Here is a 13,873-nt window from a genome sequence, read left to right on the forward strand (position 1 = left end):
CGCATACGTCGCGTACGACGACCAAGAGCCCCTACGTGTGCGTACGGGTACGTCAGGGCCGCTCGGCCGTGAGGTAGCGCTGGATCGTCGGCCCGACCCAGTCCGCCATCTCCTCGCCCGACAGCGCGACCGCCGGCGGGAACCGCAGCACATAGCGGGTCAGCGCCATGCCGAGGATCTGTGAGGCGCAGAGTCCGGCGCGTGTCGGCGCGTCGGCGGGATCGGGGCAGACGCGGCGCGCGACCGGCAGCAGCTGGTCCCTGAAGATGCCCTGCATGCGCTCGGCGCCCGCCGTGTTCGTGATGCCGACGCGGAGCATCGCGGTCAGCACCTCGTCCGTCTCCCAGACGTCGAGGAAGTGAGTCACCAGGGCGCGCCCGACGTCCTCGTGCGGCACCGCGGTGAGTTCGGGCAGGCGCAGATCGATGGAGCAGGCCGCGGCGAACAGGCCCTCCTTGTTGCCGTAATAGCGCATCACCATCGACGGGTCGATCCGCGCGTCCTTGGCGATGGCGCGGATGGTGGCCCGTTCATAGCCGTCGGCGGCGAACCGCTCGCGGGCGGCGGCGAGGATCGCGCCGCGGGTCGCGTCGGAGCGACGGGGCGGAGCCGCGGCTTCCTCGGCCGCTGTGGCCGTATCGGTCGCCGTGGCCGCATCGGTCACTGGAGCGGGTGCGCTTTCGTTCATGCCAACAAGCGTAGGCCAACATGTGTTGACAGTCCATGACGGCGGCCCTACGTTAGCCAACAAGCGTTGACCAACAGTTGTTGGCACAAGGAGGCCGCCATGAACGGAACCCAGGAAACGACCGGCACCGCGGGCGCTGCGAGCACCTCGGACCCCGCTGTGATTGTCGTCGGCTCCGGCCCCACCGGGCTGCTGCTCGCCGGGGACCTGGCGGCGGCGGGCGTCCCCGTCACCCTCCTTGAGAAGCGGCCGCACGGGATCAGCAACCTCTCGCGCGCCCTGGTGCTGCACGCCCGCACCCTCGAACAGCTCGACGCGCGCGGCCTCGCCGACGAACTGGAGGCCATGGGCAAGACGCTGGGCCGCCTGCGCCTCTTCGCCCACCTCGACGTGGACCTGGAGAAGCTGCCCTCGCGCTACAACCACCTCCTTGTCCTGCCGCAGTACGAGGTGGAGCGTGTCCTCGAACGGCGGGCGATCGCGGCCGGTGTCGACTTCCGGTACGACAACGAGGTCACCGGACTCACCCAGGACGCGGACGGGGTGACCCTCGAAGTCCGAGGCCCCGGCGGCGAGTCGGCCACGCTGCGGGCCGCGTACGTCGTCGGCGCCGACGGAATGCACAGCCCGGTCCGCAAGGCCATCGGCCTGCCCTTCCCCGGGAAGTCCGCCATCCGCTCGCTCGTCCTCGCCGACGTGAAGCTCGCCGAGAAGCCCGCGTCGGTCCTCACGGTGAACGCCGCCGGTGACGCCTTCGCCTTCATCGCGCCCTTCGCCGACGGCTATTACCGCGTCATCGGCTGGAACCGCGCCCACAACGTCCCCGACAGCGAGCCTCTCGACCTCGAAGAGGTCAAGGAGATCACCCGGCTCGCGCTCGGCCGCGACTACGGCATGCACGACGCCCGCTGGATGTCCCGCTTCCACAGCGACGAGCGCCAGGCGCCCGCGTACCGGGTCGGCCGGGTCTTCCTCGCCGGGGACGCCGCGCACGTCCACACCCCGGCGGGCGGCCAGGGCATGAACACCGGCCTGCAGGACGCCGTGAACCTCAGCTGGAAGCTGGCGGCGGCGGTCAACGGCCGCGCATCGGATGGCCTGCTCGACACCTACCAGTCCGAGCGGCACCCCATCGGCAAGGCGGTCCTGCGCAGCAGCGGCGGGATCGTGCGGCTCGCGATGGCCAAGCGCCCGTGGTCGATCGCAGGGCGCGCCGTGTTCGCGTCCTTCGTCAGCGCCGTGCGCCCGGTCCGCGAGAAGGCGATCGGCAAGATCACCGGCATCGGCTACGCCTACCCCGCCCCGAAGGGCGCCCACCGCATGGCCGGGCACCGCGCTCCGGACATCGCGCTCAAGGAGGGGCGGCTCTACGAGGCCCTGCGCGAGGGCGAGTTCGTACTGATCGTCCCGGAGGGCGAGGACTACAAGGTGGGCGACGGGGCGGGGCAAGCCGTCGTGACGCACTGGGCGAGCGACCGGCGCACGACCCTCCTCGTCCGCCCCGACGGGTATGTGGCGTGGGCTGCGGACGAGGCGGACGCGGAAGCGGTGCGGGCGGCGCTGGGGGAATGGGGCGCGGCATGAAACTGTTCAGTTTCACTTCAAAGATGTCTCGAAAAGATTCGATGGACCTGATGGGTGTGGGGATGCGACGGTAGCCCCGCAGCCAACCAAGAGATCAGCCAAGAGATCCCCGCCGGGTGGTGACCACCTCGGCGGGGTTCGTGTTTTCCCGGGCCATGGGCCCCAGGCCACGAGCCGCGGGCCGATCGGGAGAGAGAGCAGGGGATATCAGTGACGGTCCTGGACCGGACGACCTCCATCCATGCCACGTCGAGTGCGTCGACCCATGCCACGTCGAGTGCGTCGACCCCGACGGTGGCGAGCAAGGTGCAGCGGCGAGCCGCACGCCCCATAGGCCTCGGCCTCGCCCTCGCGGCTCTCGCCACCGTCGTCTGGTCGGGCAGCTTCGTCACCTCGCGCGCCCTGGCCGACACCGTGCCGCCCATTCAGCACGCGTTCTGGCGTTGGATCATCGCGATCGCGGTGGTGGCGCCGTTCGCGGCGCGGCAGACATGGCGGCAGCGGGCCCTGCTCCGGGGGCACCTGCGCTTCCTGCTCCTCGCCTCCCTCCTCGGCGTCACCATCTACAACACCCTGGTCAACCAGGCGGGCGTCACCACCACCGCGGGCAACATGGGCATGATCATGGCCGCGTCACCGGTCCTGATGGCGGTGTACGAACGCATCGGCGGCGCGAAGCTCGGCGCGCGCCGCGTGACGGGCATGCTGATCGCGTGCGCGGGCGTCCTGGTCCTCGTCTCCGGGGGATCCCTCTCCATGGACTTCGCGGTGGGCGACCTGTGGGTGATCGGGGGGGCCATCGCCTTCGGCTCGTACAGCGCGCTGCTCAAGCGCAAGCCGGCCGAGATCGGCGGACTGCCGTTCCTCTTCGCGACGTTCACGCTCGGCGCGCTGATGCTGCTTCCCGTGTTCGTGGCCAGCTATGTGCTCCAGGGCGGCTTCGAGCCCACCCCCGGGACGGTGTCCCCGCTCCTGTACGTCGGTGTCGTCTCGTCCGCGATCGCCTTCTTCGCCTGGAACAAGGCGATCTCGATCATCGGCGCCGCCCGCGCCGGGGTCATCTACTACCTCCAGCCGGTGTGCGTGGCCCTGCTCTCCTTCGCGCTGCTCGGCGAGGCGATGGGGTGGCTGCAGGTGATGTGCATGGGGCTGATCCTGGGCGGGGTCGTGCTCGGCTCGGCGCGTACGAAGTAGGGGGCGCGTCCCGTGGGATCACCTCTCCTGACCAGTCGGTACGTTGACTCCATGAGCGAGTGGGACATCAAGAAACTGCAGATCCTGCGTACGTTGAGCGAGCGGGGCACGGTCACGGCGACGGCGCGGACGCTGCAGATGACGCCGTCGGCGGTGTCGCAGCAGCTGTCCAACCTCGCGAAGCAGCTGGGGGTGCCGCTGCTCGAGGCGCACGGGCGGCGGGTCCGCCTCACGGACGCGGCGCACCTGGTGCTGCGGCACGCGGAAGCGGTCTTCGCCCAGCTGGAGCGCGCGGACGCGGAGTTGGCCGCGTACGCGCAGGGCGAGGCGGGGGAGGTGCGGGTCGGCGCCTTCTCGACAGCGGTGCCCGCGCTCGTGGTCCCGGCGGTGCGGGAGCTGCGGGCGGCGGCGCCCGGAATCTCGGTGCGGGTCCGTGAGGTGGAGGCCGCGGAGGCGTACGAGTTGCTTGCGGCGGGGGAGGTGGACGTGGCCCTGTCCCTGGCGGTGACGGCGCCCGCGTCTCCGGACGCGGACACGCGCTTCACGCGGGAGTCGCTCCTCGCGGATCCGCTGGACGTGGCGCTGCCCGGGAATCATCCGCTGGCGGCGGCCGAGGGGCTCCGGCTCGCGGATCTGGCCGGGGAGCCGTGGATCTTCGGGGGCAGCGGCCCCTGGTCGGAGATCACCCTCGCGGCGTGCGAGGGGGCCGGGTTCACGCCCGAGCAGGCGCATTCCGCGTCCGGCTGGACGGCGATCCTCGCGATGGTGGATGCGGGGATGGGGGTGGCCCTGGTCCCGCGGATGGCGGCGGTCCGCCGTGACGACGTGGTGATGCGGGAGCTGGCAGCGGATCGGCCGCGGCGGCATGTGGTGGCGGCGGTGCGTCGCGGGGCGGCGGGGGGCGCCGCGGTGAGCAGGGTGCTGGGGGCGTTGCGGGAGGCGGCGGAGACTCGTTGAGGGGCTTGCTCAGGGAGTTCAGCGGGATGGAAGCCTGAGACGCTTCCGGAACTGACTCCTCGGCCCTCCCGCCCGAATCCGGCGCTCAACTATCCGTCGGCGAGGCACTATTGAGCCGAATCCATCTGAAACGGCCCGCCTGGCGCCCATGGCAAAATCAGCGGGTGCAGATAGGGATGCTGGGCCCATTCGAGGTGCGCACCGACGACGGTGGCCTGGCCGACGTGCCGGGCGCGCGGCTGCGCGGGCTGTTGATCGCCCTCGCGCTCAAGCCGGGTCAGGCCGTGCCGAAGGCGTCCCTCGTCGACTGGATCTGGGGAGAACACCCGCCCGCCGACGCGACGAACTCCCTGCAGCGCTTGGTCTCCCGGCTGCGGAAGGCCCTGCCGGACGGAGTGGTCGAGGGGCAGACGGACGGCTACCGGCTGAAGGTCGGGCCCGACGTCGTCGACGCCGTGCGGTTCGAACGTCTCGTCGTCGCGGGCCGGACCGGCACCGAGGACGGTCATGGGCGGGTGCGGTTGCTGCACGAGGCCGTCGGGCTGTGGCGCGGTGCGGCGATGCAGGACGTCGGCCTGCAGGACAGCGCCGCGTTCGACGCTGCGATCATCCGGCTCGAAGGTTTGCGCCTGACCGCCATGGAGGAGCGGGCCGACGCGGAGGTCACCCTCGGGCGCGGCGCGGAGATGGTCACGGAGCTGACCGACCTGGTGGCCGCGCATCCGCTGCGGGAACGCCTCGTCGCCGCGCTGATACGTGCCCTGGCCGCGGCCGGTCGCGACAGCGAGGCGCTCCTTGCGTACCAGCGTGCGCGGGAGGCCCTGGCCGACGCGCTGGGCGTCGACCCCTCGCCGGAGCTTGCCGCCCTGCACGTCGCGCTGCTGCGGGGCGAGTCAGGTCGGCGGGAGGAGAGCCGCAAGACCAACCTGCGTGCCGAACTGACCACCTTCGTCGGCAAGGAGGCCGACGTCGCCGCGGTCCGCGAGCTCATCGCCGAGCACCGGCTCACCACCGTGATCGGGCCCGGCGGCTCGGGCAAGACCAGGCTGGCCACGGAGACCGCGCGCACGCTGCTCGGCGAACTGCCGGACGGCGTCTGGCTCGTGGAGCTCGCGGCCATCGGCGCGGACGGTGACGTGGCACAGTCGACGCTCGCCGGTCTTGGCCTGCGGGACGCCCTGCTCGGCGGGGCCCCGAACGCCGAACTGACGGACCGGCTCATCGCCGCGATCCGCGAGCGGGACACACTGCTGATCCTGGACAACTGCGAGCACGTGATCGAATCGGCGGCGTTGTTCGCCCACCGGATGCTGGGGGAGTGCAGGCGGCTGCGGATCCTGGCGACGAGCCGGGAACCGCTCGGCATCACCGGGGAGGCGCTGTGGCCGGTCGAGCCCCTCGCCCTGCCCGAGGAGGGCGCGGGCCCGGACGAGATCGCGTCCGCCCCCGCCGTCCAGCTCCTTCGGGACCGGGCCGGGGCGGTGCGCAGGGACCTCGCGGTCGACGCCCGCACGCTGTCGACGATGATGCGCGTCTGCCGGGCGCTCGACGGGATGCCGCTGGCTATCGAACTGGCCGCGGCCAGCCTGCGCACGATGTCCGTCGATCAGCTCGCCCACCGGCTCGACGACCGGTTCCGCCTCCTTACCAGCGGCAGCCGCACCGCGTTGCCCCGGCACAAGACGCTGCGTGCGGTCGTCGACTGGAGCTGGGACCTGCTCACCGACGCCGAGCGGACGGTGTTGCGCAGGCTCTCGGTGTTCTCCGGCGGGGCGAGCGCGGAAGCGGCCGAGCGGGTCTGCGCGGGTGACGCAGCAAAGGCAGCCGACGTGGGCGACGCGGTCGAGCGGGGTCAGGTGCTCGAACTGCTCACCGCGCTGACCGAGAAGTCGCTCCTGGTCGCCGATGCCGAAAGCGCCCCGCGCTACCGCATGATCGGCACGATCAAGGAGTACGCCGGGCACCGGCTCGCGGAGGCGGGGGAGTCGGAGTCGGCGCGCCATGCGCATCTCGCCCACTTCACCGAACTCACCGAGACCGCGGAGCCGCATCTTCGCCGCGCAGGGCAACTGGAGTGGCTCGCCACGCTCGATGCCGAGCACGACAACATCGGTTCGGCGATGCGCGGCGCGCTCGCGGCGGGCGATGCGCAGGCGGCGATGCGCCTCGCGGCGAGTACGGGCTGGTACTGGTGGCTCGCGGGGCACAGGACCGAGGGCGTCGAGCTGATCACCGCGGCCACCAGGACGCCGGGCGAGGTGACCGACGAGGTCCGGGCCATGGCGTACTTGTTGGTCGTGCTGTTCGTGAGCTCCGGCCGTGGCGACGCGCAGGAGGCCGCGGAGTCGATCCACAGGGCACACCGGTTCAGTCGGCTCAGCCGAAACGGATCCCCGCTCCTTGAACTCGTGACCGCGCTGGAACGCATGCTGCACGGGCCCGACGCGGTCCTGTCGGCGTTCGAACCGCTGCTCGACAGCGAGGACCCTTGGGTACGCGCCCTCGCCCGGCTGCACATGGGCAAGACGCGGATCATGCTCGGCCACGGTGGACGGGACGCGGACGCGCACCTTCAGACGGCGCTCGCCGAGTTCCGGGCGCTCGGCGAACGGTTCGGGATCTCGTTCGCCCTCAGCGAGCTGGCGGACCGGATCGCCGTGCGCGGCGAGTTCACCGGCGCGTGCGAGTACTACGAGCAGGCGATCACGGTCGTCACCGAGGTCGGTGCCACCGAGGACGTCATCCGGTTGCGGTCGTTGCAGGCGCGGCTGTACTGGCTGCTCGGCGACGAGGATGCCTGCGCCGCCGCCGTCGCCGAGGCGCAGCGGTGCGCGGAGCGCGTCACCTGGCCGAACGCGCTGGCCGAGCTGGCCCTCGCGAAGATGGACCTCGCGCGGTGGGGCGGCGACATCGAGGAGGCACACCACCAACTCGGCCTCGTGGCCACCCTGCTGGGCGACGAAGCGGAGGGGGCGAACATCCGCGCGATGAGGCACGACGTGCTCGGCTACCTCGCCGACGACATCGGCGAGGCCCGGGCACACCGTGTCGCGGCCTTCGACGCGGCCAACGAGGCGGGACACGCGATGCTGGTCGCGCATGTGCTCGTCGGGGTCGCGGACCTGGCACTGCGCCGCGACGAGCCCGAGCAGGCCGCGCGTCTTCTCGCGGCGAGCGCGGACGTACGAGGGCTGCAGGACCGCTCAAGTCCTGACGTGGCCCGGATCGAGCAGACCGCGCGGAGCCGCCTCGGCGACGCGCGGTACGCCGAGGCGGCGGGGGAGGGGACACGGGCCAACTGGTCTCAGCTGGCCGAGATCACGCTCGCTTCTTGAACGTGCGGGTCACGCCTGCCTCTTGAACGTGCAGGTCACGCCCGCTTCTTGAACGAGGAGACCGCCCACAGGTACCCGACGAGGGCGAGCCCGACGCACCAGGCCAGGGCCGTGATCGCGTCGCCGCTCGACGGGTTGCCCGCGAGCAGCCCGCGAAGGGTCTCGATGATCGGGGTGAAGGGCTGGTACTCCGCGAACTGCCGTACGCCGGCCCCCATCGTGTCCGCGGGCACGAACGCGCTGCTCAGAAACGGCAGCATGATCAGCGGCACGGTGGCGAAGCCCGCCGACTCCACCGACTTCGCGGCAAGACCCAGGGCGACGGTGAGCCAGCTTGTCGAGAAGCTGAGCAGCAGGACGAGACCAAGCACGCCGAGCCAGTCGAGGGCGCTCGCGGCCGGGTCGAACCCCATCGCGAAGGCCACCGCGACGATGGCCGCGCAGGCCACCAGGCAGCGCACCGTGGTGACGACGACGTGTCCGGTCATCATGGCGCCGCGGGACACGTCCATGGTCTTGAACCGGTTGATGATGCCCTTCGTCATGTCGTCGTTCACGGCCGCCGACGTGGCCCCGAGGCCGTAACTGATGGCCATCACGAGCAGGCCCGGCGTGGCGTAGTCGATGTAGTCGTCACCGACGCTGAAGGCGCCGCCGAACACCTTGACGAACATGAGCATCATCACGATCGGGAACAGGACCGCGTTGAACACCGTGGTCGGGTTCCGCATGGTGTGCTTCAGATTGCGGCGCAACATGATCGCCGAATCGGCCAGCGAGGTCGAGAAAGTACCCGTCCGCGTCGGGACAGTACTCGTCGGGACAGCACTCGTCGGGACAGTACTCACAGTGCGGCCGCCTTCGTGCTCGTGCTCGTGCTCGGGTTCTCGGTCAGGGCGAGGAAGACGTCATCGAGGTCCGGTGTCCGCACGGAGAACTCCGCGGCGTTGACCGAGTGCTCGTCGAGCCGGTCGAGCAGGGCCTTCAGCGACCTCGACTCCCCGTCGCTCGGCACCCGCAGGGTCAGCTCCTCGTCGTCCCGCGTGGACCCGGCCAGAGCCCGCGCCGCCACGTCGAGTTCGTGGAGCTCGGCGAACCGGAGCCGGACGTGGGTGCCGGGGATCTGGCGCTTGAGCTCCTCGGGGGTGCCCTCGGCGACCAGGCGGCCCTGGTCGAGCACCGCGATCCGGTCGGCGAGCTGGTCGGCCTCGTCGAGGTACTGGGTGGTGAGGAAAATGGTGGTGCCCTCGGCCACCAACTCACGGACGATGCCCCACATCGTGCGCCTGCTGCGCGGGTCGAGACCCGTCGTCGGCTCGTCGAGGAAGATGATCCGCGGGTTGCCGACCAGCGTCATCGCCAGGTCCAGCTTCCGGCGCATACCGCCGGAATAGGTTGCCGTCATCTTGTCCGCCGACTCCGCCAGGTCGAACCGTTCGAGGAGCCCCGCGACGACCCGGTCGCCGGAGCGCACGCGCTTGAGGTCCGCCATCAGCCGCAGGTTCTCCCGGCCCGACAACAGCTCGTCCACCGCGGCGAACTGACCCGTCACGCCGATGGACGCACGCACCTGCCTGGTCGCGGTCGCCACGTCGTGCCCGGCGACGTGCACCGTCCCGGCGTCGGCCTTGAGCAACGTCGCCAGAACATTCACCGTCGTCGTCTTGCCCGCCCCGTTCGGGCCGAGCATGGAATAGACCGAGCCCGCTGCGACATCGAAGTCGATGCCGGCGAGCACGACCTTGTCGCCGTATGCCTTGCGCAGTCCTGCAACTGCGATTGCCGAATTCTTCATGCCATCACCGTGGCCACCGGCCCTGTCACGCACCTGTCACGCCTCTGACATGGCCCCTGACACGGCTACTGACACGGCCCACCCGATCGCCCGGAGGGGGCAATCGGGTGGGCCGGTGGGAGACTCTGCCGCGCCGGAACTACGGGAGTTACGCGTCCGCCGCCTGGGCCCGCAGGGCGCGCTCGATGCCCGCACGGGATTCCGTGATCAAGCGGCGCAGGGCCGCCGACGGGTCCGCTGATGCGAGCCACGCGTCCGTCGCGTCCAGGGTCGCCTGCGACACCTGGAGCGAGGGGTAGAGGCCCACCGCGATCTGCTGCGCCATCTCGTGCGAGCGCGAGTCCCACGCGCCCTTGACCGCCGCGAAGAACTTCTCGGAGTAGGGGGCGAGGAGTTCGCGCTGGTCGGTCTGGACGAAGCCGCCGATCACGGCTTCCTGGATCGAGTTCGGGAGCTTGTCGGACTCCACGACCGAGGCCCAGGCCTCCGCCTTCGCCGCCGCGGTGGGCCGCGCCGCACGCGCCGCCGCCACGTGCCGCTCGCCCGCGGACGTCTTGTCGCGCTCCAGCTCCGCCGCGATCCCGGCCTCGTCGAGCCGGCCCGTCGCCGCGAGCCGGTGCACGAACGCCCAGCGCAGCTCGGTGTCCACGGCGAGGCCCTCGATCGACTGCTTGCCGGAAAGCAGCTCCTCCAGGAGGTTCAGCTGCTCGTCCGTGCGCGCTGCCGAAGCGAACGCCCGCGCCCACGCGAGCTGGTGGTCGCTGCCGGGCTCCGCCGAGCGCAGGTGCGAGAGCGTCGCGTCCGTCCAGCGGCCGAGCGCCTCATCGCGTCCGGCCGGGGCCGCGTACATCTCGAGGGCCATCTTCACCTGGCGGTGCAGGGACTGGACGACCCCGATGTCCGACTCCTTGGCGATGCCGGACAGGACAAGGGAGAGGTACTCCCGCGTGGGGAGTTCCGCGTCCCGCGTCATGTCCCACGCCGACGCCCACGAAAGGGCACGCGGCAGCGACGCCTCGAAGTCACCGATGTGCTCGGTCACGAACGCGAGCGACTCCGCGTCCAGACGGACCTTCGCGTACGAGAGGTCGTCGTCGTTCAGGAGGATCACCGCGGGACGCGCGCGGCCCACAAGATCGTCCACCGCGGTCAGTTCGCCGTCCACGTCGAGCTCCACGCGGTCCGTGCGAAGGAGCTTGCCGCTGTCGTCGTCGAGGTCGTACAGACCGATCGCGATCCGGTGCGGGCGCAGCGTCGGCTCGCCCTTCGCGCCCGTCGGGAGCGCCGGGGCCTCCTGCTTCACCGCGAACGACGTGATCTTGCCGGACGAGTCGACGTCCACCACAGGGCGCAGGATGTTGATGCCCGCCGTCTGGAGCCACTTCTTCGACCAGGTCTTGAGGTCGCGCCCGCTGGTCTCCTCAAGCGCGCCGAGCAGGTCGGACAGGCGCGTGTTCCCGAACGCGTGCGCCTTGAAGTAGGCCTGCACGCCCCGGAAGAACTCGTCGTCGCCGACGTACGCCACGAGCTGCTTCAGGACGCTCGCGCCCTTCGCGTACGTGATGCCGTCGAAGTTGACCAGGACGTCGTCGAGGTCCTGGATGTCCGCCATGATCGGGTGCGTGGAGGGCAGCTGGTCCTGGCGGTACGCCCATGTCTTCATGGAGTTGGCGAACGTCGTCCAGGACTGCGGCCAGCGCGAGTTCTCCGCGTACGCCTGGCAGGCGATGGACGTGTACGTGGCGAACGACTCGTTCAGCCAGAGGTCGTTCCACCACTCCATCGTCACCAGGTCGCCGAACCACATGTGGGCCAGCTCGTGAAGGATGGTCTCCGCGCGCGTCTCGTACGCCGCGTCCGTCACCTTCGAACGGAACACGTACTGGTCGCGGATGGTCACCGCGCCCGCGTTCTCCATCGCGCCCGCGTTGAACTCCGGCACGAAGAGCTGGTCGTACTTGGCGAAGGGGTACGCGTAGTCGAACTTCTCCTGGAACCACTCGAAGCCCTGCCGCGTGACCTCGAAGATCGCGTCCGAGTCGAGGAACTCCGCGAGCGAGGGGCGGCAGTAGATGCCGAGCGGAACCGACTGGCCGCCAGGACCCTCGTACGAGCTGTGGACCGAGTGATACGGACCGACGATGAGCGCCGTGATGTACGTCGAGATGCGCGGCGTGGGCTCGAAGACCCAGACGTCACCGCTGGGCTCGGGAGTCGGCGAATTCGAGATGACCGTCCAGCCGGACGGCGCCTTCACGGTGAACCGGAACGTCGCCTTGAGATCGGGCTGCTCGAAGGACGCGAAAACGCGGCGCGCGTCCGGAACCTCGAACTGCGTGTAGAGATAAGCCTGTTCGTCGACCGGGTCGACGAACCGGTGCAGTCCCTCGCCCGTGTTGGTGTAGTCGCAGTCGGCGACCACCCTCAGCTCGTTCGGCCCCGCCTCCAGGTGCTTCAGCGCGATGCGCGAGTCACGGAAGACGGCGGCCACGTCCAGCGAACGGCCGTTCAGGACGGCCTCGTGGACCGCGGGGGCCACCAGATCGATGAAGGTCTCGGCGCCCGCCTCCGCGGAGTCGAAGCGCACGGTGGTCACCGACCGGTAGGTGCCGCCCTCCTGGGCGCCGGAGAGATCGAGATCGATCTCGTACGAGTCAACGGTGAGCAGCTTCGCCCGCTGCTGCGCCTCTTCGCGGGTCAGATTGGTGCCGGGCACGCGGTCATCTCCTCAGGAACGTCAGGTGCGACTTGTGGCGTTTCCGGCCATCCTTCCACGTGGATCCGCGGGTGTGGCGGGGCATCGGCCATGGGCCGCCGGGCGGGATTGTTAGCAGGCTGCCGTGCCGCTAACATCCGCGCGTCGGCTCACGCCCCGGGGGGAGCGTTCATGGGACCCAGACGATTACCACGAGTGCCACGATTACCGCGATTATCCGGCGCGGGGTGCACCCGATGATCGACGTGCTCGTCGTGGGAGCCGGGATCGGTGGGCTCACCACCGCGCTCAGCCTGCACGCCATGGGCATCGGGGTGCGGGTCGTGGACGCGGTGGACACGCTGCGGCCCGTCGGGGTCGGCATCAACCTCCTCCCGCACGCGGTGGGCGAGTTGACCGAGCTCGGCCTCGGCGCCGAACTGGCCGCCACGGCCGTACCGACCGCCGGGGTGCTGCACTTCGACCGGCACGGCAACCACATCTGGGGCGAGCCGCTCGGCCTCGCCCGCGGCCACCACTGGCCGCAGTACTCCCTGCACCGCGGCGCGCTCCAGCTGATCCTCCTCGGCGCGGTGCGCGACCGCCTCGGTGACAACGCTGTCCAGACCGGTACGGCATACGTACGGCACGCCGATCCGGAGGGGTCCGGGATGCTGCGGGTGACCCTGCGGGACGTGTGGCGCGGGCGGGAGTTCACGGTGCCGGTGCGGGCCCTGGTCGGGGCCGACGGCCTGTACTCGGCGGTGCGCTCCTGCCTGCATCCCGGGGAGGGGCCGCCGCTGTGGAACGGCGTCCGGATGTGGCGCGGGGTCACCGAGTGGGAGCCGGTGCTCGGCGGCCGCACGATGGCCGTCGCGGGCAGCAACGCGGCCACGAAACTCGTCGTCTACCCGATCTCGCGGGAGGCGGAGGTACGGGGGCGCGCGCTGCTCAACTGGGTGGCCGAGGTGCGGTATCCGGTACATCACCACGGGGCGCAGGGCCCTGCGGACTGGAACCGCTCGGGACGCCTCTCCGATGTCCTTCCGCACTTCTCCGGTTGGCGGATCGGGGACCTGGACGTGCCCGCGCTCCTCGCGGCGACCGGGTCGACGGGGCGGATCCTGGAGTACCCGATGGTGGACAGGGACCCGCTGCCCTGGTGGGGCCGCGGCCCCGTGACCCTGCTCGGCGACGCGGCCCATCCGATGTACCCCGTGGGGTCGAGCGGGGGCTCGCAGGCGGTGTTCGACGCGCGGGTCCTTGCGCGGTGCGTGGCCCTTGCCGGGGTGGACCGGGTGGCCGGGCTGCGGGCCTATGAGGCGGAGCGGTGGGGGCCGGCCAATGCGGTGGCCCTTGCGAATCGGGCGATGCCGGTGGACGAGGTGCTGCGGGTCGTCGCCGAGCGGGCCCCGGAGGGGTTTGTGCGGGTGGAGGACGTTTTGACGGGGGAGGAGTTGGCGGGGTTGGGGGAGGGGTATCGGAGGATGCGGGGGTTTTGGTAGGGGTTTCTTTTCCCCAACCCCGCCCCTACCCGATTCCCCCCGGCTTCGCCGGCTCGTGCGCACCGTTGATCACCGGCTCCGCCGAGTTCGTCCTCAAGCGCCGGACAGGCTGAAATCTTC

At 70.7% G+C, this 13,873-nt stretch carries 9 protein-coding genes; 5 read left to right on the forward strand and 4 right to left on the reverse strand.

The genetic code is table 11. The annotated features are described in order from the left end of the window. Window positions 1–52 precede the first annotated feature (52 nt). Complete coding sequence (locus tag ACFQ7F_RS41425; protein ID WP_383283158.1) at window positions 53–688, reverse strand: TetR family transcriptional regulator; 636 nt, start codon at window positions 686–688, stop codon at window positions 53–55. A gap of 99 nt (window positions 689–787) precedes the next feature. Between ACFQ7F_RS41425 and ACFQ7F_RS41430 the strand changes: the two genes are divergently transcribed. The 4 genes from ACFQ7F_RS41430 (at window position 788) to ACFQ7F_RS41445 (ending at window position 7,758) form a co-directional block, all read left to right on the forward strand. Then, the gene (locus ACFQ7F_RS41430; RefSeq protein WP_383283161.1) at window positions 788–2,272 is read left to right on the forward strand and encodes an FAD-dependent monooxygenase; all 1,485 of its coding nucleotides are present in this window, start codon (window positions 788–790) and stop codon (window positions 2,270–2,272) included. A 210-nt stretch (window positions 2,273–2,482) separates the two neighbouring features. Further along, window positions 2,483–3,466 (forward strand): DMT family transporter, encoded by a 984-nt coding sequence (locus ACFQ7F_RS41435; RefSeq protein WP_383283164.1) that lies wholly within the window; start codon window positions 2,483–2,485, stop codon window positions 3,464–3,466. Window positions 3,467–3,517: 51 nt separating this feature from the next. Next, on the forward strand, window positions 3,518–4,423 hold the full coding sequence (locus ACFQ7F_RS41440) for a LysR family transcriptional regulator (RefSeq protein ID WP_383283167.1): 906 nt from the start codon (window positions 3,518–3,520) through the stop codon (window positions 4,421–4,423). Window positions 4,424–4,587: 164 nt separating this feature from the next. Then, window positions 4,588–7,758, forward strand: coding sequence for a BTAD domain-containing putative transcriptional regulator (locus ACFQ7F_RS41445; protein ID WP_383283170.1), 3,171 nt, complete (start codon window positions 4,588–4,590; stop codon window positions 7,756–7,758). Between the two features lie 35 nt (window positions 7,759–7,793). Here the strand turns inward: ACFQ7F_RS41445 and ACFQ7F_RS41450 are convergent, their stop codons facing one another. The 3 genes from ACFQ7F_RS41450 to pepN all read right to left on the reverse strand — a co-directional run bounded on the left by ACFQ7F_RS41450 (window position 7,794) and on the right by pepN (window position 12,269). Further along, the gene (locus ACFQ7F_RS41450) at window positions 7,794–8,489 is read right to left on the reverse strand and encodes an ABC transporter permease (RefSeq protein ID WP_383283173.1); all 696 of its coding nucleotides are present in this window, start codon (window positions 8,487–8,489) and stop codon (window positions 7,794–7,796) included. A 113-nt stretch (window positions 8,490–8,602) separates the two neighbouring features. Then, complete coding sequence (locus tag ACFQ7F_RS41455; protein WP_383283176.1) at window positions 8,603–9,553, reverse strand: ATP-binding cassette domain-containing protein; 951 nt, start codon at window positions 9,551–9,553, stop codon at window positions 8,603–8,605. A 148-nt stretch (window positions 9,554–9,701) separates the two neighbouring features. After that, window positions 9,702–12,269 carry an aminopeptidase N gene (pepN, locus tag ACFQ7F_RS41460; RefSeq protein ID WP_383283179.1) on the reverse strand — a complete coding sequence of 856 codons (2,568 nt, stop codon included), beginning with the start codon at window positions 12,267–12,269 and terminating at the stop codon, window positions 9,702–9,704. 236 nt (window positions 12,270–12,505) lie between these two features. Here pepN and ACFQ7F_RS41465 point away from each other — a divergent pair, with 236 nt between their 5' ends. Beyond that, a complete protein-coding gene (locus tag ACFQ7F_RS41465) occupies window positions 12,506–13,753 on the forward strand; it encodes a flavin-dependent oxidoreductase (RefSeq protein ID WP_383283183.1) in 1,248 nt (415 codons plus the stop codon). Window positions 13,754–13,873: the final 120 nt, after the last annotated feature.

Source organism: Streptomyces sp. NPDC056486 (genome assembly GCF_042795295.1).
In the GTDB taxonomy this organism is placed as follows: domain Bacteria; phylum Actinomycetota; class Actinomycetes; order Streptomycetales; family Streptomycetaceae; genus Streptomyces.

Coding starts and splice junctions, on each gene's coding strand:
- ACFQ7F_RS41465 (WP_383283183.1), top strand. CDS start 12,506: ATGATCGACGTGCTCGTCGTGGGAGCCGGGATCGGTGGGCTCACCACC.
- ACFQ7F_RS41430 (WP_383283161.1), top strand. CDS start 788: ATGAACGGAACCCAGGAAACGACCGGCACCGCGGGCGCTGCGAGCACC.
- ACFQ7F_RS41450 (WP_383283173.1), bottom strand. CDS start 8,489: ATGCGGAACCCGACCACGGTGTTCAACGCGGTCCTGTTCCCGATCGTG.
- ACFQ7F_RS41440 (WP_383283167.1), top strand. CDS start 3,518: ATGAGCGAGTGGGACATCAAGAAACTGCAGATCCTGCGTACGTTGAGC.
- ACFQ7F_RS41425 (WP_383283158.1), bottom strand. CDS start 688: ATGAACGAAAGCGCACCCGCTCCAGTGACCGATGCGGCCACGGCGACC.
- ACFQ7F_RS41455 (WP_383283176.1), bottom strand. CDS start 9,553: ATGAAGAATTCGGCAATCGCAGTTGCAGGACTGCGCAAGGCATACGGC.